Genomic DNA, 26,022 nt, shown 5'->3' on the forward strand with positions numbered 1-26,022 from the left:
GAGGAAATGAGTCAATGAGTATGGTTGATACTGCCCCGGGTAAGATTCAGGTTCGTGATTTGAACTTCTACTACGGCAAATTCCATGCCCTGAAGAACATCAACCTGGATATCGCGAAGAACCAGGTGACGGCATTCATCGGTCCGTCAGGCTGTGGTAAATCCACGCTGCTGCGTACCTTTAACAAGATGTATTCGCTCTATCCGGAGCAGCGCGCAGAAGGTGAAATTCTGCTGGACGGTGACAACATCCTGACCAATACCCAGGATATCGCCCTGCTGCGTGCGAAAGTGGGTATGGTGTTCCAGAAACCAACGCCGTTCCCGATGTCGATTTATGACAACATTGCTTTCGGCGTGCGTCTGTTTGAGAAACTCTCCCGCGCGGATATGGACGAGCGCGTGCAGTGGGCATTGACCAAGGCCGCATTATGGAACGAAACCAAAGATAAACTTCACCAGAGCGGGTACTCTCTCTCCGGTGGTCAGCAGCAGCGTCTGTGCATTGCGCGCGGTATCGCCATTCGCCCGGAAGTGTTGCTGCTGGATGAGCCGTGTTCAGCGCTGGACCCGATCTCAACCGGGCGTATCGAAGAGCTGATCACCGAGCTGAAGCAGGATTACACCGTGGTGATCGTTACCCACAACATGCAGCAGGCTGCGCGTTGCTCTGACCACACGGCGTTTATGTACCTGGGCGAGCTGATTGAGTTCAGTAACACGGACGATCTGTTCACCAAGCCCGCGAAGAAACAAACCGAAGATTATATTACTGGCCGCTACGGTTGATTTGCCTCAGTGCATGTGGAGAAACCATGGACAACCTCAATCTTAATAAACACATTTCCGGCCAGTTCAACGCAGAGCTGGAAAGCATTCGCACCCAGGTGATGACCATGGGCGGCATGGTCGAGCAGCAGCTTTCTGATGCGATCACGGCGATGCATAACCAGGACAGCGAGCTGGCGAAGCGCGTCATTGAAGGCGACAAAAACGTCAATATGATGGAAGTGGCCATCGACGAGGCCTGCGTGCGCATTATTGCGAAGCGTCAGCCGACGGCGAGCGACCTGCGCCTGGTGATGGCGATCATCAAAACCATCGCCGAGCTGGAACGTATCGGTGACGTTGCGGATAAAATCTGCCGCACCGCGCTGGAGAAGTTCTCTCAGCAGCACCAGCCGCTGCTGGTGAGCCTGGAGTCGCTGGGCCGCCACACCGTGCAGATGCTGCACGACGTGCTTGATGCTTTCGCGCGTATGGATCTGGACGAAGCGGTCCGTATCTACCGTGAAGACAAAAAAGTTGACCAGGAATACGAAGGCATCGTGCGTCAGCTGATGACCTACATGATGGAAGATTCACGCACCATTCCAAGCGTTCTGACCGCGCTGTTCTGCGCGCGCTCAATCGAGCGTATCGGTGACCGCTGCCAGAATATTTGTGAATACATCTTCTACTTCGTTAAGGGTCAGGATTTCCGACACGTGGGCGGCGACGAGCTGGACAAGCTGCTGGCGGGTAAAGATCCGAAAGAGTAAGGGTTATGGCGGGTGGCGCGTAGCGCATACCCGCCCTGTTTTCATTTACCGCGTAATATCCCACCCGCGCGCCTTCCACAGTGCAGGCAGCTGCGCCAGATCGGTAAAGGTGGTCACTTTTGGATGATCGATCGGCTTGTTGTGCGGATCGGCACAGAAGTAAAACACCTCCATTCCCGCATCAATTCCCGACTGCGCGCCCGCAGAAGAATCATCCACCAGAATACAGTTCTGCACGTTGACGTTCATCGCTTTCGCCGCGTGGAACATCAGCGCCGGATCGGGTTTCCAGCGCTGGATATCGTAGCCGCTGAACAGTTTTTCCGGGAAGTGGTGCAACAGGTCCAGCTTGCCGAGTGAATGCTGCATCTTGCTGACCGGACCGTTAGAGACCACGCAGATCGGCACCGTCATCGCATCCAGCAGCGCGTTAGCCCCGGCGATCACCTCCAGTTCGGCATCGAACAGGCGTGCGACCTCGGCGCGGTACACCGGCTCCAGATCCGCTTTCGCCAGATCCACACCGTGCTCTTCGTTAATGATGTCGATGATCTCGTACAGCTTCACGCCCTTAAAGCGTTTAAACACCTCTTCGAGATCGAGCGTAATGCCAAATTCCTGGAACATGGCGACATACGCGCGCGAACAAATGACCTCACTGTCTACCAGCGTACCGTCACAGTCGAAAAATACCGCTTCAATTCCGGACATGCCCTTCCCTTTTAACAAGTTTAACGTTTACGTACGACAGTTTAACGAGACGCAATCGTTGCCGTATAAGCAAAATCAATGAAAAAAGTATCCCGTAACCGCCACTATTGTCGCATTTTGGTATAGGATAGCGACGAATTTTCCCTCCTTGTTCGGAAATTGATGATGAGTCAACAACACACTACCCAGACGTCTGGTCAGGGTCTGCTTGAGCGCGTGTTTAAACTGCGCGAGCACGGCACAACGGCACGCACCGAAGTGATCGCCGGTTTTACTACCTTCCTGACGATGGTCTATATCGTTTTTGTTAACCCGCAAATTCTGGGCGTGGCTGGCATGGACACCAGCGCCGTCTTTGTAACCACCTGTCTGATCGCGGCCCTTGGCAGCATTCTGATGGGCATTTTCGCTAACCTGCCCGTGGCGCTGGCCCCGGCAATGGGTCTGAATGCGTTCTTCGCTTTCGTGGTGGTTCAGGCAATGGGCCTGCCGTGGCAGGTCGGTATGGGCGCCATTTTCTGGGGTGCGGTAGGCCTGCTGCTGCTGACCATCTTCCGCGTGCGCTACTGGATGATTGCCAATATCCCGGTGAGCCTGCGCGTAGGCATCACCAGCGGTATCGGTCTGTTCATCGGCATGATGGGGCTGAAAAACGCCGGCGTTATCGTGGCGAACCCGGAAACCCTGGTGAGCATTGGTAACCTGACCTCCCACAGCGTGCTGCTGGGCGTGCTCGGCTTCTTTATTATCGCGATCCTGGCGTCGCGCAACATCCATGCCGCGGTGCTGGTTTCTATCATTGTGACCACGCTGCTGGGCTGGATGCTGGGGGACGTGCATTACAACGGTATCGTCTCTGCGCCACCGAGCGTTTCCACCGTGATTGGCCACGTCGATCTGGCTGGCTCTCTGAACCTGGGCCTGGCAGGGGTGATTTTCTCCTTCATGCTGGTCAACCTGTTTGACTCCTCCGGTACGCTGATCGGCGTGACCGATAAAGCGGGTCTGGCAGATGAAAAAGGTAAATTCCCGCGCATGAAGCAGGCGCTGTATGTGGATAGCGTCTCTTCCGTCGCCGGCTCTTTCATCGGCACCTCGTCTGTTACCGCTTACATTGAATCCTCTTCCGGCGTGTCCGTGGGCGGCCGTACCGGCCTGACGGCGGTAGTCGTGGGGCTGCTGTTCCTGCTGGTGATCTTCCTCTCTCCGCTTGCCGGGATGGTGCCTCCGTACGCGGCTGCGGGTGCGCTGATTTATGTCGGCGTGCTGATGACGTCGAGCCTGGCGCGCGTGAAGTGGGAAGATTTAACGGAAGCCGTTCCGGCGTTTATCACCGCGGTAATGATGCCGTTCAGCTTCTCGATTACCGAAGGTATCGCGCTGGGCTTTATCTCCTACTGCGTGATGAAGATCGGCACCGGCCGCTTCCGCGAACTCAGCCCGTGCGTCATCATCGTGGCGCTGCTGTTTGTGCTGAAGATTGTGTTCATCGACGCCAAATAAACAGCAAGCCCTTTTCGGAGAAAAGGGCTTTAGTGTTTGTACCCTCTCCCTGCGGGAGAGGGTCAGGGTGAGGGCATCAGCCCGCACCTCACCTTACGCCTTCACCCTCTTGATATAATCCCCAAACGCCGTCAGCTGGCCAGAGAGATGGTCGCGCGTGCTTTGATCCACCACTTCACCCGTCTGCGGGTCGACCTTGTTCTGAATCACGCCACCCATAAATTCCGGCTTGTTCATCACCATCGCATCCAGGAACACCAGGATCTGACGCAGGTGATACTGGCAGCGCGCGCCGCCGATGGCACCCATAGAACTGGTCTGGATCAGCACCGGCTTGCCTGACAGCGGCTGCTCCGGTAAGCGGGATAACCAGTCAATGGCGTTCTTCAGGCCACCCGGTACCGAATAGTTATATTCTGGCGTCACGATCACTACGCCGTCGGCCTGGCGGATCTGCTCGGCTATTGCCTCCACGCTTTGCGGGAATCCTTCTTCCTGCTGAACATCAGCATCATAAAGCGGGATGTCGCCGATTGATGGCAGGGCGCTAATCTCCATTCCAGCCGGTGCCAGCTGCGGCAGCGTGCGGGCAATCATCCCGTTAAACGAACCTTTGCGCAGGCTCCCCAGTAACGTAACAACTTTCAACGTATCAGACATGATTACTCCTGTTTCATCATGATGACCCTGAACGGATCAGCTAAGGGTATATGCTTTTTCTGCCGGTAAACTGGTTAATCGTATCAGGCGCGCGGCGGGCTCGTTGGCGCGCTCGGGTACATCCGGAAGACTACGCCAGCCGCGTATACTGTCAAACTCCCAGACTTTTAGTCGTTCGATGGCGGGGGTAACCGCAACGGACCAGATCAGCACGTCCTCAGCGTCGCTGAGCGCCTCTACCAGCGACGCTTTCGCGGCACGCAGGCGCCCGGAGCCGGGAAGCAGCTGCAACAGGCTGGCGTCGTCTGACGCCGCGCCGCTCAGTTTACGGATGCTCTGGCGAAGGGTGATGAGCTGCGCTCTGGCTTCAACGGGATCGTTCTGGTTACGTACCCACAGCTTTTCATTGCTGGAGAGCGGGTATTCATCAAGCGCGTTGGCACCGTGGAAGCTGCGCGTCACGCGTTGCAGTTCCATATCCAGTCCGCAATCGCCTTCCGTGGTCAGGGCGACGCCAACAATATTGCCGGTGTAAGCGATGGAAAAACGGGGCAGCGCCGAGTCCGCAAACACCGGACGTCCCTCTGGCTGGATAATGATGTCCGGTAGTTCGCTGGTGCCGTACAGCATAAAAAGCAGTTCAGCGAGGAGTGCCCTGGAGGCTAAAAACCGCGTCCTGCGGTGTTCTGGTAGCTTGAGTGCCTCGCTGTGGCAGGCTGAAGAAACTCTGGCCGATACGAGATGCCCTTCTGTTAATGTCCCTCGTGCAAAGTGCGTAGCCATTTTTCGCTCCCTGATAATGGTCGTATTCGGTTAAACGGTTACATGATTATCGCTTAACTCAGCTTCTGTTTTAATCAGTAAATGGAAATATGAGAAGCCTGAGAACCGAACTTTACATTATCTTAGGCGAAAACCTGACCTGGCGCGGTATACAGCGCTTTTATCGTCTCGCGTAGCCAGAGAATTTTCGGATTATGGCTGTTCCGTTTATGCCAGATCAGCGTGAAGGGCACGGTCAGCTTTTCTGCCTGCGCTTCATCGATGGGGATGGGAAGGCAGATCAGATTTCGCTGGTGGAGTTGGTTGTAATGGCGGCAGTAGCCTGGCGCGGTCGCGATATAGTGATGGCCGGGCTGCGCCGCCATAAACATCGACTGTTCAAAACCGGGCAGGCTCATGGCGATATTGCGCTCCCGGCCCATTTCTCTTAGCACCTCGTCGAGCGCCCAGGTATCGCTGCGTTCCCAGAAGATGCTGATATGCGGGTAGCGCAGAAACGTCTCGAGGTTCCACTCATCCTGAAGCGCCGGGTGATCTTCCCGCAAATAGACGCAGGGACGGTCGCTGAACAGGATTTCATAGTCAATAAACCACGGCATCAGCTTTAACAGCTCCCGCGAGCGCGGATGCGTTTCGCGACCGGTAAAGCCCAGATCGACCTCTCCGCGCGTGATGGCGTCCAGCGAGTCATAATCCCAGTGGCGCATCTTCACCGTGGCCTGCGGATAGCGCTGATTAACCTGCTCCAGCAGATCGTTAAACCGGATCAACATCAGCGGCGTTTCCGCAGCCAGCTCGAAGTTCAGGCCGCCGGGCGAATCGTGGTGGAATTTATCGAGGATCTGATTGCCAATCTGCATCCAGTCGGCCAGATCCTGCTCCAGGCTCACCGTCAGCGGCGTGGGCAGCAGCCCTAACGGCGTTTTCACAAACAGCGGATCGTCGAACCAGTCGCGCAGCTTCGCCAGCGATTTACTCACCGCGGAGGGCGTCACGTTCATCCGCTTCGCGGCCTTGGTGACGCTGCGCTCCTGAAGCAGGAGCTGCAGGCAAAGTAAAAGATTAAGATCGAGATTGCGGATGGGCTTCTTCATAGTTCGCCGCGGGCTGAATGACCATAAGTAAGGTGATGCAGAGTATGCTACAGCCAATCAGAACCCCGATCAGCATATTCAGCGCGTTAAGGCCGATCACCGCCGCCAGCCAAATCCACAGCGACGAACCGCAAACCTGGGCAATGCCCAGCACCGAACTTGCGACACCCGCGCGCAGCGAGAACGGGCCAAGCGCCTGGCTCATCGCCACGCCGAAGCCGACGGAAAACCCGGCGCAAATCAGGGTGATGCCCACCAGCATCAGCGCGTGCGAACTGGCGGTTGCCAGGATCGCGCCAGCGGCAAGGAACAGCGCCTGCGAAGTCAGCATCAGCGTGCGCTGGGGGAAAATATTGAGCGCAAAAGGCGTTGAGAAAGAGACCGCCATGCTGACCATCGCGGTTAGCGCCATCACCGCTGAATACTCGCCGCGATCGAAGCCCATCGTCTCCATCAACAAAACCGGGGAAACGTTTACATAGGTGAGGATCACCGCCACGCTAAGCGTGGTGATTGCCAGCCGGCTAAGGAAAAAGCGATTCAACAATTTTTCAGCCGGATGGATGGTTGCGGTATGGGGGAACTGCTGCGAACCGGGGTGGGTCTCTTTCAGCACCGTCACGGACAGGATAAAGACGATGGCGCCCATTGCCGCCATGGTCCAGAAAAGGCTCTGCCACGGAAATTTGAGCATGATCAGGTAGCCTATAACCGGTGCCAGTACGGGAATGATGCAGGTAATGCCGTTCAGCATTGAGAGCACCTTGGCGCGGCGCTGGGCGCTCAGGGTATCGCGCAGAATGGCAAACGCCACCACGTAGCAGCCGCCCGCGCCAATGCCCTGAATAAAACGCCCGGTCAGGAACAGGGGACTTCCCTGCGCGACAGAGCAGAGTATGGATGCCAGCGCGAAGACGATCGCACCGGTAATGGCGACGGGCTGACGCCCGGCCTTATCCGCGATTTTTCCCGCAAACACCATTGAGGACGCCATCCCCGCAAGGTAGGCCGAAAACGCGATGTGCAGCTGTGCCTCACTGGCCCCCAGATCCCGCGCGATGTGCGGTAAACCCACCAGATACATATCAATGCCGGACGGATAAAGCAGAACCAGCGCAAAACTACAAAACAGAAAACGAGCCATATATCCCCCATAGATGCAGGCAAGCAGAATAGGGGGATGGCGGGGATTAGGCGAGTTGCCATTTGGACAATGGTGATTTCCTGAGAGGAAATCACCCTGTGCTAGCGGGAATTACTTACCGATACAGAAGCTCGAGAAAATCCTTCCCAGCAGATCGTCCGACGTAAACTCTCCGGTGATCTCACTCAGATTCTGCTGCGCCAGACGCAGCTCCTCCGCCAGCAGTTCACCCGCCCACGCGCCGATCAGCTGGGCTTTACCCTGGTCAAGATGGCGAGCCGCCTCTTCCAGCGCCTGCAGGTGACGGCGACGCGCCAGGAAGCCACCTTCCATACTCGTATCAAAGCCCATGCTCTGCTTGAGATGGTTACGCAGGTCGTCCACGCCTTCCCCGGTGCGCGCCGAGAGGCGAATCAGTGAGTGACCATTCACATCGCTGATGCCCAGCGTTTCGCCGGTCACGTCCGCTTTGTTACGCACCACGGTGATCGGCAGTTTAGCCGGCAGACGGGCGATAAAGTCTGGCCAGATCTCCGCCGGATCGACGGCGTCGGTCGTGGTGCCGTCCACCATAAACAGCACGCGGTCGGCCTGCTCAATCTCCTGCCAGGCGCGCTCGATACCGATACGCTCAACCTCGTCGCTGGCATCGCGCAGCCCGGCGGTGTCGATGATATGCAGCGGCATGCCGTCGATATGGATATGCTCGCGCAGCACGTCGCGGGTCGTCCCGGCAATGTCGGTCACGATCGCCGCCTCACGGCCCGCGAGGGCGTTCAGCAGGCTCGATTTCCCGGCGTTCGGGCGTCCGGCAATCACCACCTTCATCCCTTCACGCAGCAGGCTGCCCTGACGCGCTTCGGCACGCACCGCGTCGAGATCGCTCATCACCTGATTGAGCTGGGCTTCGATTTTGCCGTCAGAGAGGAAGTCGATCTCCTCGTCCGGGAAGTCGATAGCCGCTTCGACGTAGATTCGCAGGTGAGTAAGTGCTTCCACAAGATGATTTACGCGCGCGGAGAAGGCCCCCTGCAGCGAGTTCAGCGCGGAGCGGGCTGCCTGTTCGGAGCTGGCGTCGATCAGGTCTGCAATCGCCTCGGCCTGCGCCAGGTCGAGCTTGTCGTTCAGGAAGGCACGCTCGGAGAACTCGCCCGGCTTCGCAATGCGCAGGCCAGGCAGGGTCAGAATACGCTTTAACAGCAGGTCGAGGATCACCGGGCCGCCGTGGCCCTGGAGCTCCAGCACGTCTTCACCGGTAAAGGAGTTCGGGCCGGGGAACCACAGCGCAATGCCCTGGTCCAGCGGGGTGCCGTCGGCATCTTTAAACGGCAGATAATCGGCGTAGCGCGGTTTTGGCAGTTTACCCAGCACCGCTTCGGCCACCTCGCGCGCCTTCAGGCCGGAGATGCGCAGAATGCCTACACCACCGCGTCCCGGTGGGGTTGCCTGGGCGACGATAGTGTCGTTATGGCTCATGGTTGCTCTCGTTCAGTACAAATAAAAAAGGCGGTCAATCGACCGCCCTTATTTTAGCGTTAACTTACCGAATCAGGACTTTTTCTTTTCGCGGCTGTGCAGGCCACGTTTTTCCAGACCACGGTAGATCAGCTGCTGCTGGATGATGGTCACCAGGTTGCTGACGATATAGTACAGCACCAGACCTGACGGGAACCACAGGAAGAACACGGTGAAGATGACCGGCATAAAGGTCATGATCTTCTGCTGCATCGGGTCGGTCACGGTGGTCGGAGACATCTTCTGAATGAAGAACATCGTCACGCCCATCAGGATCGGCAGGATGTAGTACGGGTCCTGTGCGGACAGGTCATGGATCCACAGGGCGAACGGCGCGTGGCGCAGCTCAACGGAACCCATCAGCATGTAGTACAGCGCAAGGAAGATTGGCATCTGAATCAGCAGCGGGAAGCAACCACCCAGCGGGTTCACTTTCTCTGCTTTATACAGGGCCATCATTTCCTGGCTCTGACGCTGTTTGTCATCGCCCAGACGCTCACGCATTGCCTGAATCTTCGGCTGCAGCATACGCATCTTCGCCATGGAGGTGTACTGCGCCTTAGTCAGCGGGTACATGATGCCACGAACGATAAAGGTGATAACGATGATGGAGAAGCCCCAGTTACCCAGGAAGCTGTGGATGAACTTCAGCAGCTTGAACAGCGGCTGAGAGATGAACCACAGCCAACCGTAATCTACGGTCAGGTCCAGGTGTGGCGCAACGGCAGCCATTTTGTCCTGGATTTCCGGGCCAACCCACAGGGTGCTTGCCAGCTTACCGGTTTGACCCGGCTGCACCAGAACCGGCTGAGATTTGTAGCCGATAGCGGCAATACCGTTGCCGAGGTTCGCGGTGTAGAAGTTATTCGTCCCGTCGTTATTCGGTACCCACGCCGTTGCGAAATACTGCTGCAGCATTGCGACCCAACCGCCTTTAGAGCTGACGTTCAGGTTTTCGTTATCGGCAATGGTATCGAACTTGTATTTCTCGTACTTGGTGTCTGGCGTGGAGTACGCCGCGCCGCGGAAGGTATGCAGCGCAAAGTTGCTGCTTCCGGTGTCACGGTGAGACGGCAGATTGATGGACTGCTTCAGCTGACCAAAGGTAGAGATTTCCAGCGGTTTCTCACCGGCGTTCTGTACGCTGTAGCCCACGTTCACCGCATACTCACCGCGTTTCAGGGTGAAGGTTTTGGTGAAGGTGTTGCCTGCGGCGTCGGTGTAGGTCATCGGGATAACCAGTTCGTTCTGACCATCAGCCAGCACAAACGTGTCATTCTCGACGTTATACAGTGGACGCGCACCGTTAGCCGGGTTATCCGGGCCATCACGACCGGTCAGGCCGCTCTGCGCCTGGTAGATAAACTCAGGCGTGGTTTCCAGTAACTGGAACGGTTCGGTAGACTTCAGCTCTTTCGGGTAGGTCAACAGCAGCGCCTGCTCAACATCACCGCCACGGGTGTTGATAGTCAGCTCAAGCACATCGGTTTTAACCGTAATCTGTTTCCCCTGGCCACTGGCCGGTACGCCCTGGTCGGCGGCGCTACCCGCTGCGGTGGTCGTGGTCTGCGTGGTCTGCTGCTGGGGTTGAGGATTTTTATCCTGCTCCCATGCCTGCCAGATCATGAAAGACACGAACAACAAAGCGATGATAAGAAGATTGCGTTGCGAATCCATCGTTAGTGTTCTCTGGTATCAAAGGGTCCTGGAGGGACGGGGTCGTCTCCACCTGGGTGTAAAGGGTGGCATTTTAATACGCGTTTCACCGTCAACCAACTGCCTTTTATCACTCCAAACCTGCGCAATGCCTCAATTCCGTAGCTTGAGCATGTTGGGGTGAAACGGCAATGTGGCCCGAGTAGCGGACTAATCAGGCGTTGATAGACCCTGATGAGGGCTATCAGGACCCGCGAGCCAGGCGACAGTGGCGGCGCCATAATTTTTCCAACGCTTCCGAGAGAGCACGGTTATCGAGGTCGGCAACCCCTTTTTTAGCCACCACCACGAAATCCATCGAAGGCAGTTCGTGTTGACGTAAACGGAAGCTTTCACGCGTCAGACGTTTAATCCGGTTGCGTTCATGCGCACGCTTAACGTTTTTCTTGGCGACTGTGAGACCGATGCGGGGATGCCCCAGCGAATTTTGGCGGCCGAGGATGGTGATTTGCGGCGTGCCAGCCCGTTGTGGCTGCTGGAAGACGAAAGTGAAATGAGTGGGAGTTAACAAACGTAACTCCCTGGGAAATGCTAGCTTAACCACTCAGGGGTTAGCTTTATTACTTGGAAACGGTCAGACGAGCGCGGCCTTTAGCACGACGACGTGCCAGAACCTGACGACCATTTTTAGTAGCCATACGAGCACGGAAGCCGTGAGAACGGTTGCGCTTCAGTACAGACGGTTGAAAAGTGCGTTTCATGGCGATTTCTACCTAAACTTGAATAAATTCACTGACTTTTGCGTATACCCGAACGAGTTTCGAACGACTAACGCCTCAGCGTGGGTGATTAAAGAGGCCGGATTGTAATAATTGTACACTCCGGAGTCAATTCTCTTTCCTTATTTCCTGCGTATTTCCGCACTATTTTGCGTGGAAAATGAGCAGCGAACGACGCAGGAAGATGAGCCTCACGCGCCGGGTCGAGGATTATACGGCGTCATCCACAAAGCGCAAGGATCGTCCCGGATCTTCGTTAGATCATTTAAGCCAAAAAAGGTCTGTGCTCATTAAATTTTCCAATATGCGCGCTAAATCGCGGGGCACTCGCGTCAGGATCGTTTACACTTACCCGGTTTCGGATCTTCCTGTGGATAAATCGGGAAGAATCTGTGAGAAACAGAAGATCTCTGTCTCAGTTTAGGCTATGATCCGCGGTCCCGATTGGGATCCCAGGATCCTGGTCAGGATTTAATTGCAGATAGCAATTCGCACGTCCCCCTTTTGCACAGGGTCATGTCGATGTGCGCCAACAATCATGAATATTCAATAGTTTTCTTTTATTGTTCGAGTGGAGTCCGCCGTGTCACTTTCGCTTTGGCAGCAGTGTCTTGCCCGATTGCAGGATGAGTTACCAGCCACAGAATTCAGTATGTGGATCCGCCCGTTGCAGGCGGAACTGAGCGATAACACGCTGGCTTTGTATGCGCCAAACCGTTTCGTGCTCGATTGGGTAAGGGATAAATACCTTAATAACATCAATGGACTGCTGAACGATTTCTGCGGATCAGATGCCCCACAGCTGCGTTTTGAAGTGGGCACAAAGCCGGTCACCCAAACCGTTCGTGAAGTTGTCAATGTGGCAGCCCCTGCTCAGGCGGCGCCCGCTCCTGCACCGCGTGTTGCACCGGCTCGTCAGGGCTGGGATAACGTTCCGGCCCCCGCAGAGCCTACCTACCGCTCTAACGTTAACGTGAAGCACACGTTCGATAACTTCGTTGAAGGTAAATCGAACCAGCTGGCACGCGCGGCGGCCCGCCAGGTTGCCGATAACCCCGGTGGTGCTTACAACCCGCTGTTCCTTTATGGCGGCACGGGTCTCGGTAAAACGCACCTGCTGCACGCGGTGGGTAACGGCATTATGGCGCGTAAGCCCAATGCCAAAGTAGTGTATATGCACTCCGAGCGCTTCGTTCAGGACATGGTAAAAGCCCTGCAAAACAATGCGATCGAAGAGTTTAAACGCTACTACCGTTCCGTTGACGCACTGCTGATCGATGACATCCAGTTCTTTGCCAATAAGGAACGATCGCAGGAAGAGTTTTTCCACACCTTTAACGCCCTGCTGGAAGGCAATCAGCAGATCATTTTGACCTCGGATCGTTATCCAAAAGAGATCAACGGCGTTGAAGATCGTCTGAAATCCCGCTTCGGCTGGGGCCTGACCGTGGCGATCGAGCCGCCGGAGCTGGAAACCCGCGTCGCGATCCTGATGAAAAAAGCCGATGAGAACGACATTCGCCTGCCGGGTGAAGTGGCGTTCTTTATTGCCAAGCGCCTGCGTTCCAACGTTCGTGAGCTGGAAGGGGCACTGAATCGCGTTATCGCCAACGCCAATTTTACCGGTCGTGCGATCACCATCGATTTTGTGCGTGAAGCGCTGCGCGATTTGTTGGCATTGCAGGAAAAACTGGTCACCATCGACAATATTCAGAAGACGGTGGCTGAGTACTACAAGATCAAAGTGGCAGATTTACTGTCTAAACGTCGTTCCCGCTCGGTGGCGCGTCCGCGTCAGATGGCGATGGCGCTGGCAAAAGAGCTAACCAACCACAGCCTGCCGGAAATCGGTGATGCGTTTGGTGGCCGTGACCATACGACCGTGCTGCACGCCTGTCGCAAGATTGAGCAGTTACGCGAAGAAAGCCACGACATAAAAGAAGATTTTTCCAATTTAATCAGAACATTATCATCGTGACGCTATGAAATTTACCGTTGAACGTGAACATTTATTAAAACCGCTGCAACAGGTGAGTGGCCCATTAGGTGGCCGCCCAACGCTGCCTATTCTCGGAAACCTGCTGCTTCAGGTCGCGGACGGTACGCTGTCGCTGACCGGCACAGATCTGGAAATGGAAATGATCGCGCGCGTTACGCTGACGCAGCCGCACGACGCGGGCGCGACCACGGTTCCGGCACGTAAATTCTTTGATATCTGCCGTGGGCTGCCGGAAGGTGCTGAAATTGCCGTACAGCTGGAGGGCGACCGCATGCTGGTGCGCTCTGGCCGCAGCCGTTTCTCACTCTCCACGCTGCCCGCTGCGGACTTCCCGAACCTGGACGACTGGCAGAGCGAGGTTGAATTTACCCTGCCGCAGGCAACGATGAAGCGTCTGATTGAAGCCACGCAGTTCTCGATGGCGCATCAGGACGTTCGCTACTACTTAAACGGCATGCTGTTCGAAACCGAAGGCGAAGAGCTGCGTACCGTGGCCACCGACGGGCACCGTCTGGCGGTCTGTTCTATGCCGATTGGCGATTCACTGCCAAACCATTCGGTGATCGTGCCGCGTAAGGGCGTGATTGAGCTGATGCGTATGCTCGACGGTGGCGACACGCCGCTGCGCGTGCAGATTGGCAGCAACAACATTCGCGCACACGTGGGTGATTTTGTCTTCACGTCGAAGCTGGTTGACGGTCGTTTCCCTGACTATCGCCGCGTATTGCCGAAAAACCCGGACAAAACGCTGGAAGCGGGCTGCGATATCCTCAAGCAGGCGTTCGCCCGTGCGGCCATTCTCTCTAATGAGAAATTCCGCGGCGTACGTCTGTACGTGAGTGAAAACCAGATCAAAATCACCGCTAATAACCCGGAGCAGGAAGAGGCAGAAGAGATTCTGGACGTCACCTACGCCGGGGCTGAGATGGAAATCGGCTTCAACGTCAGCTACGTGCTGGATGTGCTCAATGCACTGAAATGCGAGAACGTTCGCATTCTGCTGACTGACTCCGTTTCGAGCGTACAGATTGAAGATGCGGCCAGCCAAAGCGCGGCTTATGTTGTCATGCCAATGAGACTGTAATGTCGCTCACCCGTCTGTTGATCCGCGACTTTCGCAATATCGAAAGCGCGGATCTCGCTTTATCCCCTGGCTTTAACTTTCTGGTTGGCGCAAACGGCAGCGGCAAAACCAGCGTGCTTGAGGCCATCTATACGCTCGGCCACGGTCGGGCGTTTCGCAGTTTGCAGATTGGTCGCGTGATTCGCCACGAGCAGGAATCCTTTGTTCTGCACGGGCGTTTACAGGGCGCTGAGCGGGAAACCGCCATCGGCCTGACCAAAGACAAGCAGGGCGACAGCAAGGTACGCATCGACGGCACCGACGGCCACAAGGTGGCGGAGCTGGCGCTGCTGATGCCGATGCAGCTGATTACGCCGGAGGGGTTTACTTTACTCAACGGCGGCCCCAAATACAGAAGAGCGTTCCTCGACTGGGGATGCTTTCACAACGAAGCCGGCTTCTTTAACGCCTGGAGCAACCTGAAGCGTCTGCTTAAGCAGCGTAACGCCGCGTTGCGTCAGGTCACGCGCTACGCCCAGCTGCGTCCGTGGGACATGGAATTAATTCCTCTTGCGGAACAAATCAGCCGCTGGCGTGCCGAATACAGCGCGGGTATCGCCGAAGACATGGCCGACACCTGCAAACAGTTTTTACCCGAATTCTCTCTCACCTTCTCGTTCCAGCGTGGCTGGGAGAAAGAGACGGATTATGCCGAGGTGTTAGAGAGAAGCTTCGAGCGCGATCGCATGTTGACCTACACCGCGCACGGCCCGCACAAGGCGGATTTCCGCATTCGTGCTGACGGCGCACCGGTAGAAGACACGCTGTCGCGCGGGCAGCTAAAGCTCCTGATGTGCGCGCTGCGCCTGGCGCAGGGGGAGTTCCTCACCCGCGAAAGCGGACGACGCTGCCTGTACCTGATAGATGATTTTGCCTCGGAACTTGACGACGCGCGGCGCGGGCTGCTTGCCAGCCGCTTAAAAGCCACGCAGTCGCAGGTTTTCGTCAGCGCTATCAGCGCTGAACACGTTATGGACATGTCGGACGAAAATTCGAAGATGTTTACCGTGGAAAAGGGTAAAATAACGGATTAACCCAAGTTGAAATGAGCGAGAAACGTTGATGTCGAATTCTTATGACTCCTCCAGTATCAAAGTCCTGAAAGGACTGGATGCGGTGCGTAAGCGCCCGGGTATGTATATCGGCGACACGGATGACGGCACCGGTCTGCACCACATGGTATTCGAGGTGGTAGATAACGCTATCGACGAAGCGCTCGCGGGTCACTGTAAAGACATCGTGGTCACGATCCATGCGGACAACTCCGTGTCCGTTACCGATGATGGTCGTGGCATCCCAACCGGTATTCACCCGGAAGAGGGCGTATCTGCTGCGGAAGTGATCATGACCGTTCTGCACGCAGGCGGTAAGTTCGATGATAACTCGTATAAGGTTTCCGGCGGTCTGCACGGCGTAGGGGTTTCCGTAGTAAACGCCCTGTCGCAGAAGCTGGAGCTGGTTATCCAGCGCGAAGGCAAAATTCACCGTCAGATCTACCAGCACGGCGTGCCTGAAGCCCCGCTGGCCGTTACCGGCGATACCGAGAAAACCGGTACCATGGTGCGTTTCTGGCCGAGCCTCGAAACCTTCACCAACGTTACCGAGTTTGAGTACGACATCCTGGCGAAACGCCTGCGTGAACTGTCGTTCCTGAACTCCGGCGTGTCGATTCGTCTGCGCGACAAACGCGACAACAAAGAAGACCACTTCCACTACGAAGGCGGTATCAAGGCGTTCGTTGAGTACCTGAACAAGAACAAAACGCCAATTCACCCGAATATCTTCTACTTCTCCACTGAAAAAGACGGCATCGGCGTGGAAGTGGCATTGCAGTGGAACGACGGCTTCCAGGAAAACATCTACTGCTTCACCAACAACATTCCGCAGCGCGACGGCGGTACTCACCTTGCGGGCTTCCGCGCGGCGATGACCCGTACCCTGAACGCCTACATGGATAAAGAAGGCTACAGCAAAAAAGCGAAAGTCAGCGCCACCGGCGACGATGCCCGTGAAGGCCTGATTGCTGTTGTTTCCGTGAAGGTGCCGGATCCGAAGTTCTCCTCGCAGACCAAAGACAAGCTGGTCTCTTCTGAGGTGAAATCGGCGGTTGAGCAGCAGATGAACGAGCTGCTGAGCGACTACCTGCAGGAAAACCCGTCCGACGCGAAAATCGTGGTGGGCAAAATTATCGATGCGGCCCGTGCCCGTGAAGCGGCGCGTAAAGCCCGTGAAATGACCCGTCGTAAAGGCGCGCTGGACTTAGCCGGCCTGCCGGGCAAGCTGGCTGACTGTCAGGAGCGCGATCCGGCGCTGTCTGAACTGTACCTTGTGGAAGGGGACTCCGCGGGCGGTTCTGCGAAGCAGGGCCGTAACCGTAAGAACCAGGCGATTCTGCCGCTGAAGGGTAAAATCCTGAACGTTGAGAAAGCGCGCTTCGACAAGATGCTCTCTTCTCAGGAAGTGGCGACGCTTATCACCGCGCTCGGCTGCGGTATCGGTCGCGACGAGTACAACCCGGACAAGCTGCGCTATCACAGCATCATCATCATGACCGATGCGGACGTCGACGGCTCGCACATTCGTACGCTGCTGTTGACCTTCTTCTATCGTCAGATGCCGGAAATCGTTGAGCGCGGCCACGTCTACATTGCACAGCCACCGCTGTACAAAGTGAAGAAAGGCAAGCAGGAACAGTACATTAAAGATGACGATGCGATGGATCAGTATCAAATCGCGATCGCCCTTGATGGCGCGACCCTGCACGCAAACTCCAGCGCGCCAGCGCTGGCCGGCGAGCCGCTGGAGCGTCTGGTCTCCGAGTTCAACGCCACGCAGAAAATGATTGGCCGTATGGAGCGTCGCTACCCGAAAGCGCTGCTGAAGGAGCTGATTTATCAGCCAACCCTGACCGAAGCCGATCTGAGCAACGAGCAGGCCGTGACCCGCTGGGTAAACACCCTGGTGAGCGAGCTGAACGAGAAAGAGCAGCACGGCAGCCAGTGGAAGTTTGACGTTCAGCAGAACGCGGCGCAGCAGTTCGAGCCGATTGTCCGCGTCCGTACTCACGGCGTCGACACCGACTACCCGCTGGAGCACGAGTTTGTGACCGGTCCGGAATACCGCCGTATCTGCACCCTGGGCGAGAAGCTGCGCGGTCTGATCGAAGACGATGCGTTCATCGAACGTGGCGAGCGCCGTCAGCCGGTGGCAAGCTTCGAGCAGGCGCTGGAATGGCTGGTGAAAGAGTCCCGTCGCGGCCTTTCTATTCAGCGTTATAAAGGTCTGGGAGAAATGAACCCGGATCAGCTGTGGGAAACCACCATGGATCCGGAAAGCCGCCGCATGCTGCGCGTTACCGTTAAAGACGCGATTGCAGCGGATCAGCTGTTCACGACCCTGATGGGCGACGCGGTTGAACCACGTCGTGCCTTCATCGAAGAGAACGCCCTGAAAGCGGCGAATATCGATATTTAATCGTTGTTATACTGCACGACTCAGGCCGCGCATTTAGCGCGGCTTTTTTATGGGCGCAGGCATATCCAGCGACAGCACTGACGGTAAACGGCTGGCAAGCGTATCGACAGCAATTCTAACCCTCAGCGGCAGATGCGGCGTCTGTTGCCAGACTGCATGAACGTCGAAGCGCACGTCCGGTGCCTGCTTTAAAAGCGGGATGAGTTTTCCCTGATGTATTTCTCTGCGAGCCATCCAGCAGGGCAACCACGCAAGGCCGTGTCCGGCCAGCGCAGCGTCGCAGATTGCCTGTAAATCATCCATATTGAGCGATGAGCGGGGAGTAAAGGTGTGCGATCTCCCTTCGCTATCCATCAGTTGCCAGGGTAGCACTCTGCCCGATCGCAGATAGTTAATGGCAGTGTGGTGGGGTAAATCAGCAACGTTTTCTGGCTGGCCGTTCTTCATCAGGTAATCCGGAGCGGCGCACAGCACCATGCGGTGCTCGCCCAGCCTTCTGGCGACCAGCACGCTGCTGTCCTGTAGCGTGCCGTTACGTACCGCCATATCAAAGCCTTCCTCTACCAGATCCACCACGCGATCGCTGAATGACATTTCAAGCTCAAGCCCGGGATGTTCCTGCGTCAGTTCTATCAGCAGCGGCGCGACGCACTGGCGACCAAACAGTACCGGCATGGCGACGCGCAGGCGGCCGCTGACCTGCTGCTTGCCTGTTTCAAGCAGCGACTCCGCGCCCCGAATTTCCTCCAGCGCACGCAGGCAGCGTTCATAAAACAGAGCGCCGTTGTCGGTAAGCCTCTGGCTGCGGGTGGTGCGCTGGAAAAGACGTACGCCCAGCCGCTCTTCAAGGCGGGCGATGCTTTTTCCTACCGCAGAGCGCGACAGGTGCAGACGAACAGCGGCCTGAGCAAAACTTCCCGCCTCAACGGCGGCCACAAAGACAGGAATATCCTTCAGCGTATCGGTCATAGATTGTATCCACTGCGTCATCAATTATGGGAAAAGTTATCGCCACTGGCGACCACGCGTCAACGGTAGACTGTCAGTCCTATAGCTTATTTGATGGCAGGAGAGAAAAAATGACAGAGACAATGCAGCGCTGGTCTATGAACGCCCTCGGGCGCGATAGCCTCAAGATAATTCAGGAGCCGGTGCCACAGCCAGGCCCGGGTGAAGTGCGCGTACGGGTGAATGCCGTTGCGCTCAACTATCGCGATAAAATGGTGATTGAAGGCACGATGCCGATTCCGCTTTCCTTCCCGTTCACTCCGGCATCTGACATGGCGGGCGTGGTGGACAGCGTTGGTGAAGGCGTGACGCGGTTCCAGCCCGGCGCTCGCGTTATCTCAACCTTCTTTCCGGAGTGGATCGACGGTAAGCCGCAGGCGGACGCCCGTAATTTGCCCTATAAAACGAGCGGAGGGTACTTCCCGGGGATGCTGGCCGAGTATGTGGTTGTGAAGGAAAGCGCGCTGGTGGCATCCCCGGAGACGCTGAATGACGAAGAGGCCAGCACGCTGCCCTGCGCAGGGCTTACCGCCTGGTTCGCGCTGGTGGAGCGCGGGAACTTGCGAGCCGGACAATCGGTGCTGGTTCAGGGAACGGGCGGCGTGGCGATCTTTGCCCTGCAAATTGCAAAAGCGCACGGAGCGGAGGTGTTTGTCACCTCGGGAAGCGATGACAAACTGGCGCAGGCCAAAGAACTCGGGGCCAGTCAGGGTATTAACCGGCTGAAGGGCGACTGGGCAGAAGATACGCTGGCGCTCACGCAGGATCGCGGCATCGACCATATTATCGAAACCGTAGGTGGGGAGAACCTGAAGCATTCCCTGCGCGCGGTAGCCGTTCACGGGCGTATCTCCGTCATTGGCGTGCTGGCCGGAACGGACATTTCCCTGCCTGCTGGCGAGCTGCTGCTGAAATCCCCCGTTATTCAGGGCATTGGCGTGGGGCACCGCCGTGCGCTGGAAGATTTCGTCCGCGCCGTGGATGTGATGGAACTCAAGCCCGTGATTGAGCATCGTTACCGCTTTGATGAACTTGAACAGGCGCTTGAACATCTGGATCGCGGTGCGTTTGGTAAAATTGTCCTTACCCGCAAGTAAGTTGACGTTCCCCAGGATAAGCGTAAAAGGGGTGTTTCCGTTGCGCAATGTAGCTCTATTTTTGTGTGCTTAATCGCGTTAGCATGAGGTAGCACTCATTCATCCTGGGGATCCCATGGCTATCAAACTCATTGCAATCGATATGGACGGCACGCTGCTGCTGCCTGACCACACCATCTCTCCCGCCGTTAAAAACGCGATCGCCGCCGCCCGCGAAAAAGGCGTGAACGTGGTGCTGACCACTGGTCGCCCGTATGCCGGGGTGCACAGCTACCTGAAAGAGCTGCACATGAATCAGCCGGGCGATTACTGCATCACGTATAACGGCGCGCTGGTACAAAAGGCCGCAGATGGCAGCACGGTGGCACAAACTGCGCTGAGCTATGATGACTACCTGTTCCTTGAAAAACTCTCCCGCGAAGTGGGCTCCCACTTCCACGCGCTCGATCGCACTACGCTGTATACCGCTAACCGCGATATCAGCTACTACACGGTGCATGAATCCTACGTTGCGACCATCCCGCTGGTGTTCTGCGAAGCGGAAAAAATGGACCCGGCGACGCAGTTCCTGAAAGTAATGATGATCGACGAACCGGCGATTCTGGACAAAGCCATTGCGCGCATTCCTGCAGAGGTGAAAGAGAAATACACCGTGCTGAAAAGCGCGCCGTACTTCCTCGAAATCCTCGATAAACGCGTCAATAAAGGCACCGGCGTGAAGTCGCTTGCCGATGCGCTGGGCATTAAGCCTGAGGAGATTATGGCGCTGGGCGACCAGGAGAATGACATCGCGATGATCGAGTATGCGGGCATGGGCGTGGCGATGGATAACGCGATCCCGTCGGTGAAAGAAGTGGCGAACTTCGTCACCAAATCTAACCTGGAAGACGGCGTGGCTTATGCGATTGAGAAATTTGTCCTGTCCTAGCAGCTGTCCGTAATCATCAGCCTCGGTTATCAACCGGGGCTTTTTTTGGCCCTGAATTTATCGAATTGTTCTTTTTGTGATCTGGATTGTAGTACAACATTAAATGATTGTACTACATTGTCGTCACAGCAAAGGCGAAAGGCCTCACGTTTGTACTGCAAAAGTGAGGCGAAATTCAGCGGTCGCGGTAAAGTAGTGATGGACTTACAGAGCACAAGGACTCTCCATGACACTCAATAAAACCGACCGCATTGTCATCACGCTGGGCACTCAGATTGTGGGTGGTAAATACGTTCCCGGTTCGCCGCTGCCGGCGGAGGCCGAACTTTGCGAAGAGTTTGAAACCTCGCGCAACATCATCCGGGAAGTGTTCCGCTCGCTGATGGCGAAGCGGTTGATTGAAATGAAACGCTATCGCGGCGCGTTTGTCGCGCCGCGCAACCAGTGGAACTACCTCGATACCGATGTCCTGCAGTGGGTGCTGGAAAACGACTACGACCCGCGGCTTATCGGCGCGATGAGTGAAGTGCGAAACCTGGTGGAACCGGCCATTGCCCGATGGGCAGCGGAGCGCGCAACGTCAGGCGACCTGGCGCAGATTGAGTCGGCTTTAAACGACATGATCGCCAATAACCAGAACCGGGAAGCGTTCAACGAGGCGGATATTCGCTTTCACGAGGCGGTATTGCAGTCGGTGCATAACCCGGTGTTACAGCAGCTTAGCGTGGCGATTAGCTCGCTACAGCGAGCGGTATTTGAACGTACCTGGATGGGCGATGAGGCCAACATGCCGAAAACGCTCCAGGAACATAAAGCGCTGTTTGATGCGATACGGCATCAGGACGGCGATGCGGCAGAGCAGGCGGCTCTCACCATGATTGCCAGCTCAACACGAAGGTTGAAGGAAATCACATGACATCACGCTACATCGCAATTGACTGGGGATCGACCAACCTGCGCGCCTGGCTGTACCAGGGCGAGCAATGCCTGGAAAGCAGGCAATCAGAGGCGGGCGTGACGCGCCTGAACGGTAAATCCCCGGAGGCGGTGTTAGCAGAAGTGACGCAAGACTGGCGCGACGGCGCTACGCCGGTGGTGATGGCGGGAATGGTCGGCAGTAACGTGGGCTGGAAGGTTGCCCCCTATCTGCCTGTCCCGGCCCATTTTGCCGCCATTGGCGAGCAGTTAACGTCCGTTGACGACAATGTCTGGATTATTCCCGGCCTGTGCGTCTCTCGCGACGATAACCATAACGTGATGCGCGGCGAAGAGACACAGCTGCTCGGCGCGCGCGCGCTCTCTCCCTCTTCCGTCTACGTTATGCCCGGTACGCACTGCAAATGGGTGCAGACCGATGCCGGGCAAATTCATGATTTTCGCACCGTGATGACCGGCGAATTACACCATTTGCTGATTAAGCATTCGCTGGTGGGCGCCGGTTTGCCTGAGCAGGTTCCGTCGCCGGAGGCGTTTGCCGCCGGGCTTGAGCGCGGGATCGCCTCCCCTGCCGTTTTGCCACAGATTTTTGAGGTTCGCGCTTCGCACGTGCTGGGAAATCTCCCGCGCGAGGAGGTTAGCGAATTTTTGTCCGGCCTGCTGATTGGCGCGGAAGTCGCCTCCCTGGCCGACGCGTTCGCCGGGCAGCAGACCATCACCCTCGTCGCGGGCTCATCGCTGACGTCTCGTTACCGGCAGGCGTTTCGCGCCGTCGGTCGGGATGTTGCTGCGGTGGAAGGCGACACGGCATTTCAGGCAGGAATAAGGAGCATCGCTCATGCAGTGGCAAACTAGTCTTCCCCTTATCGCAATTTTACGCGGCATTACGCCCGATGAGGCGCTTGCCCACGTCGGCGCGGTTATCGACGCCGGTTTCGACGCGGTGGAAATCCCGCTCAACTCCCCGGAATGGGAAAAAAGCATTCCGGCCGTGGTGGATGCGTTTGGTCATAAAGCACTGATTGGCGCGGGAACCGTGTTACAGCCGGAGCAGGTGGACAGGCTGGCGAAGATGGGCTGCAAACTCATCGTCACCCCCAACATCAACCCCGAGGTCATCCGCCGGGCGGTGGGCTACGGCATGACCGTCTGCCCGGGATGCGCTACGGCTACCGAAGCCTTTACCGCTCTCGATGCGGGCGCGCAGTCGCTCAAAATTTTCCCGTCGTCGGCCTTTGGCCCGGATTACATCAAAGCGCTGAAAGCGGTCTTACCCGCCAGCGTGCCGGTATTTGCCGTGGGCGGCGTAACGCCAGAAAACCTGGCGCAGTGGATGAAGGCAGGCTGCGCGGGCGCGGGGCTGGGCAGCGATCTCTATCGCGCCGGACAGTCCGTGGAGCGTACCGCGCAGCAGGCGGCAGCATTTGTAAAAGCGTATCGAGAGGCAGTGCAATGAAAATAACCAAACTCACCACGTACCGTTTACCCCCGCGCTGGATGTTCCTGAAAATCGAAACCGATGAAGGCGTGGTTGGCTGGGGCGAGCCGGTGATTGAAGGCCGCGCGCGCACGGTTGAGGCCGCCGTGCATGAGCTGGGGGAATACCTGATTGGTCAGGATCCGGCGCGCATCAACGACCTGTGGCAGGTGATGTACCGGGCGGGCTTCTACCGCGGCGGCCCGATTCTGATGAGCGCCATCGCCGGTATCGACCAGGCGCTGTGGGATATCAAAGGCAAAGTGCTGAATGCCCCGGTCTGGCAGCTGATGGGCGGCCTGGTGCGCGACAAAATCAAGGCCTACAGCTGGGTAGGCGGCGACCGTCCGGCAGAGGTGATCGACGGCATACACAAGCTGCGCGGCATCGGGTTCGATACCTTTAAGCTCAACGGCTGCGAAGAGATGGGTATCGTCGATAACTCCCGCGCCGTAGACCGGGCGGTGAATACCGTGGCGCAAATCCGCGAGGCCTTCGGCAACGAGATTGAGTTTGGCCTGGACTTCCACGGACGCGTCAGCGCGCCGATGGCTAAGGTGCTGATCAAAGAGCTGGAGCCGTATCGCCCGCTGTTTATCGAAGAGCCGGTGCTGGCCGAGCAGGCAGAGTACTACCCGAAACTGGCAGAACAGACGCACATTCCAATCGCGGCGGGTGAACGCATGTTCTCGCGCTTCGAGTTTAAACGCGTGCTGGAGGCGGGCGGCGTTGCGATCCTGCAGCCGGATCTCTCCCATGCGGGCGGCATCACCGAATGCTACAAAATTGCCGGCATGGCGGAAGCCTACGATGTTGCGCTGGCGCCGCACTGTCCGCTCGGGCCGATTGCGCTGGCGGCCTGCCTGCACGTCGACTTTGTCTCCCGTAATGCGGTGTTCCAGGAGCAAAGCATGGGTATTCACTATAACAAGGGCGCGGAGCTGCTCGACTTTGTGAAAAACAAAGAAGACTTCAGCATGGAAGGCGGTTTCTTTAAACCGTTAACGAAGCCGGGCCTTGGCGTGGAAGTTGACGAAGCCAAAGTCATTGAGCTGAGTAAAAATACGCCGGACTGGCGTAACCCGCTGTGGCGTCATGAAGATGGCAGCGTAGCGGAATGGTAAATGCGCGTCATACTTCGCGCTGGTGATGCGTTGGCTGCGTTTTCTTACCCCAGCACGAATTACTTAGCGCATTCTGTTTACGTTTTTAATTAAAAAAACCAAATACACCCTCTGTAAATTACAGGGCATGGTGAGCGGCTTCGCTATGCCCAAAATCTGGAGACAGATTGCGATGGATATTCCAGTTACTGCTACAAAGACCGGGCGTCGCCGCTACCTGACGCTAATTATGATTTTTATTACCGTGGTCATTTGCTATGTAGATCGCGCCAACCTTGCCGTGGCATCGGCCCATATTCAGGAAGAGTTTGGGATCACCAAAGCGGAAATGGGCTATGTCTTTTCGGCGTTTGCCTGGCTTTATACGCTCTGCCAGATCCCCGGAGGCTGGTTCCTTGACCGCGTGGGGTCGCGTCTGACCTACTTCATCGCTATTTTAGGCTGGTCCGTGGCGACCCTGTTCCAGGGCTTCGCGACCGGGCTGATGTCGCTGATTGGCCTGCGCGCCATCACCGGGGTGTTTGAAGCGCCTGCGTTCCCGACCAACAACCGCATGGTGACCAGCTGGTTCCCGGAGCATGAGCGTGCCTCTGCCGTGGGCTTCTACACCTCCGGGCAGTTTGTTGGCCTGGCGTTCCTGACGCCGCTGCTAATCTGGATCCAGGAGCTGTTGAGCTGGCACTGGGTGTTTATCGTCACCGGCGGGATCGGCATTATCTGGTCGCTTATCTGGTTTAAGGTCTATCAGCCGCCGCGTCTGACCAAAAGCATCACCAAAGCCGAGCTGGACTACATCCGCGACGGTGGCGGTCTGGTGGACGGCGATGCCCCGGTGAAAAAAGAGGCGCGTCAGCCGCTAACCCGCGCGGACTGGAAGCTGGTCTTCCATCGTAAGCTGGTGGGCGTGTATCTGGGCCAGTTTGCGGTCACGTCGACGCTGTGGTTCTTCCTCACCTGGTTCCCGAACTACCTGACCCAGGAGAAGGGGATTACCGCGCTGAAGGCGGGCTTTATGACCACCGTGCCGTTCCTGGCGGCCTTCTTCGGGGTGCTGCTTTCGGGCTGGCTGGCGGACAAGCTGGTGAAAAAAGGTTTCTCACTGGGCGTTGCGCGTAAAACGCCGATTATCTGCGGGCTGCTGATCTCTACCTGCATCATGGGCGCTAACTACACCAACGATCCGGTATGGATTATGACCCTGATGGCGGTGGCGTTCTTCGGAAACGGTTTTGCCTCCATCACCTGGTCGCTGGTGTCGTCTCTGGCGCCGATGCGTCTGATCGGCCTGACCGGGGGCGTGTTCAACTTCGTAGGCGGTCTGGGCGGGATCACCGTGCCGCTGGTCATCGGCTACCTGGCGCAGGACTACGGCTTTGGTCCGGCTCTGGTCTACATCTCCGCCGTGGCGCTGATCGGTGCGCTCTCCTATATCCTGCTGGTGGGCGACGTGAAACGAGTAGGCTAATCCCTT

The 26,022-nt window shown here is 56.8% G+C and carries 25 protein-coding genes; 14 read left to right on the forward strand and 11 right to left on the reverse strand.

What is annotated here, in order from left to right:
- Positions 1-14: 14 nt before the first annotated feature.
- Complete coding sequence (pstB, locus tag IM304_RS12765; protein WP_015961095.1) at positions 15-788, forward strand: phosphate ABC transporter ATP-binding protein PstB; 774 nt, start codon at positions 15-17, stop codon at positions 786-788.
- 26 nt (positions 789-814) lie between these two features.
- Complete coding sequence (gene phoU / locus IM304_RS12770) at positions 815-1,540, forward strand: phosphate signaling complex protein PhoU (protein WP_008500182.1); 726 nt, start codon at positions 815-817, stop codon at positions 1,538-1,540.
- Between the two features lie 45 nt (positions 1,541-1,585).
- On the opposite strand, the gene yieH is transcribed toward phoU, so the two are convergent.
- Complete coding sequence (gene yieH, locus IM304_RS12775; protein WP_148420350.1) at positions 1,586-2,251, reverse strand: 6-phosphogluconate phosphatase; 666 nt, start codon at positions 2,249-2,251, stop codon at positions 1,586-1,588.
- Positions 2,252-2,416: 165 nt separating this feature from the next.
- Here yieH and adeP point away from each other — a divergent pair, with 165 nt between their 5' ends.
- Entirely contained in the window at positions 2,417-3,754 is a 1,338-nt protein-coding gene (adeP, locus tag IM304_RS12780) for an adenine permease AdeP (protein WP_148420480.1), read from the forward strand.
- Between the two features lie 93 nt (positions 3,755-3,847).
- Here the strand turns inward: adeP and IM304_RS12785 are convergent, their stop codons facing one another.
- From IM304_RS12785 to rpmH, 9 genes are all read right to left on the reverse strand, one after another.
- Positions 3,848-4,414 carry an NADPH-dependent FMN reductase gene (locus IM304_RS12785; protein ID WP_193355454.1) on the reverse strand — a complete coding sequence of 189 codons (567 nt, stop codon included), beginning with the start codon at positions 4,412-4,414 and terminating at the stop codon, positions 3,848-3,850.
- Between the two features lie 36 nt (positions 4,415-4,450).
- Positions 4,451-5,197, reverse strand: a complete 747-nt coding sequence (locus IM304_RS12790; protein ID WP_193355453.1) for a 4'-phosphopantetheinyl transferase superfamily protein — start codon at positions 5,195-5,197, stop codon at positions 4,451-4,453.
- A 122-nt stretch (positions 5,198-5,319) separates the two neighbouring features.
- Entirely contained in the window at positions 5,320-6,291 is a 972-nt protein-coding gene (gene yidZ / locus IM304_RS12795) for an HTH-type transcriptional regulator YidZ (protein WP_148420353.1), read from the reverse strand.
- On the reverse strand, positions 6,260-7,435 hold the full coding sequence (locus IM304_RS12800) for an MFS transporter (protein WP_193355452.1): 1,176 nt from the start codon (positions 7,433-7,435) through the stop codon (positions 6,260-6,262). Before IM304_RS12800 ends, yidZ begins: the two co-directional genes overlap by 32 nt.
- A gap of 111 nt (positions 7,436-7,546) precedes the next feature.
- On the reverse strand, positions 7,547-8,911 hold the full coding sequence (mnmE, locus tag IM304_RS12805; protein WP_049137086.1) for a tRNA uridine-5-carboxymethylaminomethyl(34) synthesis GTPase MnmE: 1,365 nt from the start codon (positions 8,909-8,911) through the stop codon (positions 7,547-7,549).
- Between the two features lie 72 nt (positions 8,912-8,983).
- Positions 8,984-10,627, reverse strand: a complete 1,644-nt coding sequence (gene yidC / locus IM304_RS12810; RefSeq protein WP_176609136.1) for a membrane protein insertase YidC — start codon at positions 10,625-10,627, stop codon at positions 8,984-8,986.
- Positions 10,628-10,629: 2 nt separating this feature from the next.
- Positions 10,630-10,887 (reverse strand): membrane protein insertion efficiency factor YidD, encoded by a 258-nt coding sequence (gene yidD, locus IM304_RS12815; protein ID WP_001307474.1) that lies wholly within the window; start codon positions 10,885-10,887, stop codon positions 10,630-10,632.
- Positions 10,851-11,210, reverse strand: coding sequence for a ribonuclease P protein component (gene rnpA / locus IM304_RS12820; RefSeq protein WP_003861126.1), 360 nt, complete (start codon positions 11,208-11,210; stop codon positions 10,851-10,853). Before rnpA ends, yidD begins: the two co-directional genes overlap by 37 nt.
- A gap of 16 nt (positions 11,211-11,226) precedes the next feature.
- Positions 11,227-11,367 carry a 50S ribosomal protein L34 gene (gene rpmH / locus IM304_RS12825; protein WP_000831330.1) on the reverse strand — a complete coding sequence of 47 codons (141 nt, stop codon included), beginning with the start codon at positions 11,365-11,367 and terminating at the stop codon, positions 11,227-11,229.
- 601 nt (positions 11,368-11,968) lie between these two features.
- On the opposite strand from rpmH, the gene dnaA reads away from it, so the two are divergent.
- The 4 genes from dnaA to gyrB are packed head-to-tail and all read left to right on the forward strand — an operon-like array spanning position 11,969 to position 17,981.
- Positions 11,969-13,363, forward strand: a complete 1,395-nt coding sequence (gene dnaA, locus IM304_RS12830; RefSeq protein WP_003861124.1) for a chromosomal replication initiator protein DnaA — start codon at positions 11,969-11,971, stop codon at positions 13,361-13,363.
- Between the two features lie 4 nt (positions 13,364-13,367).
- Positions 13,368-14,468, forward strand: coding sequence for a DNA polymerase III subunit beta (gene dnaN / locus IM304_RS12835; protein WP_003861122.1), 1,101 nt, complete (start codon positions 13,368-13,370; stop codon positions 14,466-14,468).
- On the forward strand, positions 14,468-15,541 hold the full coding sequence (gene recF / locus IM304_RS12840) for a DNA replication/repair protein RecF (RefSeq protein WP_045260850.1): 1,074 nt from the start codon (positions 14,468-14,470) through the stop codon (positions 15,539-15,541). The genes dnaN and recF overlap by 1 nt, the downstream gene beginning before the upstream one ends.
- 28 nt (positions 15,542-15,569) lie before the next feature.
- Entirely contained in the window at positions 15,570-17,981 is a 2,412-nt protein-coding gene (gyrB, locus tag IM304_RS12845) for a DNA topoisomerase (ATP-hydrolyzing) subunit B (RefSeq protein ID WP_148420357.1), read from the forward strand.
- Positions 17,982-18,014: 33 nt separating this feature from the next.
- On the opposite strand, the gene IM304_RS12850 is transcribed toward gyrB, so the two are convergent.
- A complete protein-coding gene (locus IM304_RS12850; protein ID WP_193355451.1) occupies positions 18,015-18,950 on the reverse strand; it encodes a LysR family transcriptional regulator in 936 nt (311 codons plus the stop codon).
- A gap of 110 nt (positions 18,951-19,060) precedes the next feature.
- On the opposite strand from IM304_RS12850, the gene IM304_RS12855 reads away from it, so the two are divergent.
- The 7 genes from IM304_RS12855 to IM304_RS12885 all read left to right on the forward strand — a co-directional run bounded on the left by IM304_RS12855 (position 19,061) and on the right by IM304_RS12885 (position 26,016).
- Entirely contained in the window at positions 19,061-20,086 is a 1,026-nt protein-coding gene (locus IM304_RS12855) for an NAD(P)-dependent alcohol dehydrogenase (RefSeq protein ID WP_193355450.1), read from the forward strand.
- A 115-nt stretch (positions 20,087-20,201) separates the two neighbouring features.
- Entirely contained in the window at positions 20,202-21,014 is an 813-nt protein-coding gene (gene yidA, locus IM304_RS12860; protein ID WP_148420360.1) for a sugar-phosphatase, read from the forward strand.
- A gap of 226 nt (positions 21,015-21,240) precedes the next feature.
- Positions 21,241-21,930 carry a D-galactonate utilization transcriptional regulator DgoR gene (dgoR, locus tag IM304_RS12865; protein WP_193355449.1) on the forward strand — a complete coding sequence of 230 codons (690 nt, stop codon included), beginning with the start codon at positions 21,241-21,243 and terminating at the stop codon, positions 21,928-21,930.
- Entirely contained in the window at positions 21,927-22,805 is an 879-nt protein-coding gene (locus IM304_RS12870; RefSeq protein ID WP_193355448.1) for a 2-dehydro-3-deoxygalactonokinase, read from the forward strand. The genes dgoR and IM304_RS12870 overlap by 4 nt, the downstream gene beginning before the upstream one ends.
- Positions 22,789-23,406, forward strand: a complete 618-nt coding sequence (locus tag IM304_RS12875) for a 2-dehydro-3-deoxy-6-phosphogalactonate aldolase (protein ID WP_193355447.1) — start codon at positions 22,789-22,791, stop codon at positions 23,404-23,406. Before IM304_RS12870 ends, IM304_RS12875 begins: the two co-directional genes overlap by 17 nt.
- Positions 23,403-24,551, forward strand: a complete 1,149-nt coding sequence (gene dgoD / locus IM304_RS12880; protein ID WP_176609130.1) for a galactonate dehydratase — start codon at positions 23,403-23,405, stop codon at positions 24,549-24,551. The genes IM304_RS12875 and dgoD overlap by 4 nt, the downstream gene beginning before the upstream one ends.
- 127 nt (positions 24,552-24,678) lie before the next feature.
- The gene (locus IM304_RS12885; protein WP_161177384.1) at positions 24,679-26,016 is read left to right on the forward strand and encodes an MFS transporter; all 1,338 of its coding nucleotides are present in this window, start codon (positions 24,679-24,681) and stop codon (positions 26,014-26,016) included.
- Positions 26,017-26,022 lie beyond the last annotated feature (6 nt).

The organism is Enterobacter cloacae complex sp. P40C2 (genome assembly GCF_014930695.1).
Lineage (GTDB): Bacteria > Pseudomonadota > Gammaproteobacteria > Enterobacterales > Enterobacteriaceae > Enterobacter > Enterobacter pasteurii.

Excerpts from the sequence above, each read along its gene's own strand:
- dgoD (WP_176609130.1), top strand. The coding sequence starts at position 23,403 with ATGAAAATAACCAAACTCACCACGTACCGTTTACCCCCGCGCTGGATG.
- dgoR (WP_193355449.1), top strand. The coding sequence starts at position 21,241 with ATGACACTCAATAAAACCGACCGCATTGTCATCACGCTGGGCACTCAG.
- yidZ (WP_148420353.1), bottom strand. The coding sequence starts at position 6,291 with ATGAAGAAGCCCATCCGCAATCTCGATCTTAATCTTTTACTTTGCCTG.
- pstB (WP_015961095.1), top strand. The coding sequence starts at position 15 with ATGAGTATGGTTGATACTGCCCCGGGTAAGATTCAGGTTCGTGATTTG.
- mnmE (WP_049137086.1), bottom strand. The coding sequence starts at position 8,911 with ATGAGCCATAACGACACTATCGTCGCCCAGGCAACCCCACCGGGACGC.
- IM304_RS12870 (WP_193355448.1), top strand. The coding sequence starts at position 21,927 with ATGACATCACGCTACATCGCAATTGACTGGGGATCGACCAACCTGCGC.
- IM304_RS12800 (WP_193355452.1), bottom strand. The coding sequence starts at position 7,435 with ATGGCTCGTTTTCTGTTTTGTAGTTTTGCGCTGGTTCTGCTTTATCCG.
- phoU (WP_008500182.1), top strand. The coding sequence starts at position 815 with ATGGACAACCTCAATCTTAATAAACACATTTCCGGCCAGTTCAACGCA.
- IM304_RS12850 (WP_193355451.1), bottom strand. The coding sequence starts at position 18,950 with ATGACCGATACGCTGAAGGATATTCCTGTCTTTGTGGCCGCCGTTGAG.
- IM304_RS12785 (WP_193355454.1), bottom strand. The coding sequence starts at position 4,414 with ATGTCTGATACGTTGAAAGTTGTTACGTTACTGGGGAGCCTGCGCAAA.
- rpmH (WP_000831330.1), bottom strand. The coding sequence starts at position 11,367 with ATGAAACGCACTTTTCAACCGTCTGTACTGAAGCGCAACCGTTCTCAC.
- IM304_RS12885 (WP_161177384.1), top strand. The coding sequence starts at position 24,679 with ATGGTGAGCGGCTTCGCTATGCCCAAAATCTGGAGACAGATTGCGATG.
- recF (WP_045260850.1), top strand. The coding sequence starts at position 14,468 with ATGTCGCTCACCCGTCTGTTGATCCGCGACTTTCGCAATATCGAAAGC.
- gyrB (WP_148420357.1), top strand. The coding sequence starts at position 15,570 with ATGTCGAATTCTTATGACTCCTCCAGTATCAAAGTCCTGAAAGGACTG.
- yieH (WP_148420350.1), bottom strand. The coding sequence starts at position 2,251 with ATGTCCGGAATTGAAGCGGTATTTTTCGACTGTGACGGTACGCTGGTA.
- adeP (WP_148420480.1), top strand. The coding sequence starts at position 2,417 with ATGAGTCAACAACACACTACCCAGACGTCTGGTCAGGGTCTGCTTGAG.
- yidD (WP_001307474.1), bottom strand. The coding sequence starts at position 10,887 with ATGGCGCCGCCACTGTCGCCTGGCTCGCGGGTCCTGATAGCCCTCATC.
- IM304_RS12855 (WP_193355450.1), top strand. The coding sequence starts at position 19,061 with ATGACAGAGACAATGCAGCGCTGGTCTATGAACGCCCTCGGGCGCGAT.
- IM304_RS12875 (WP_193355447.1), top strand. The coding sequence starts at position 22,789 with ATGCAGTGGCAAACTAGTCTTCCCCTTATCGCAATTTTACGCGGCATT.
- yidA (WP_148420360.1), top strand. The coding sequence starts at position 20,202 with ATGGCTATCAAACTCATTGCAATCGATATGGACGGCACGCTGCTGCTG.
- IM304_RS12790 (WP_193355453.1), bottom strand. The coding sequence starts at position 5,197 with ATGGCTACGCACTTTGCACGAGGGACATTAACAGAAGGGCATCTCGTA.
- yidC (WP_176609136.1), bottom strand. The coding sequence starts at position 10,627 with ATGGATTCGCAACGCAATCTTCTTATCATCGCTTTGTTGTTCGTGTCT.
- dnaN (WP_003861122.1), top strand. The coding sequence starts at position 13,368 with ATGAAATTTACCGTTGAACGTGAACATTTATTAAAACCGCTGCAACAG.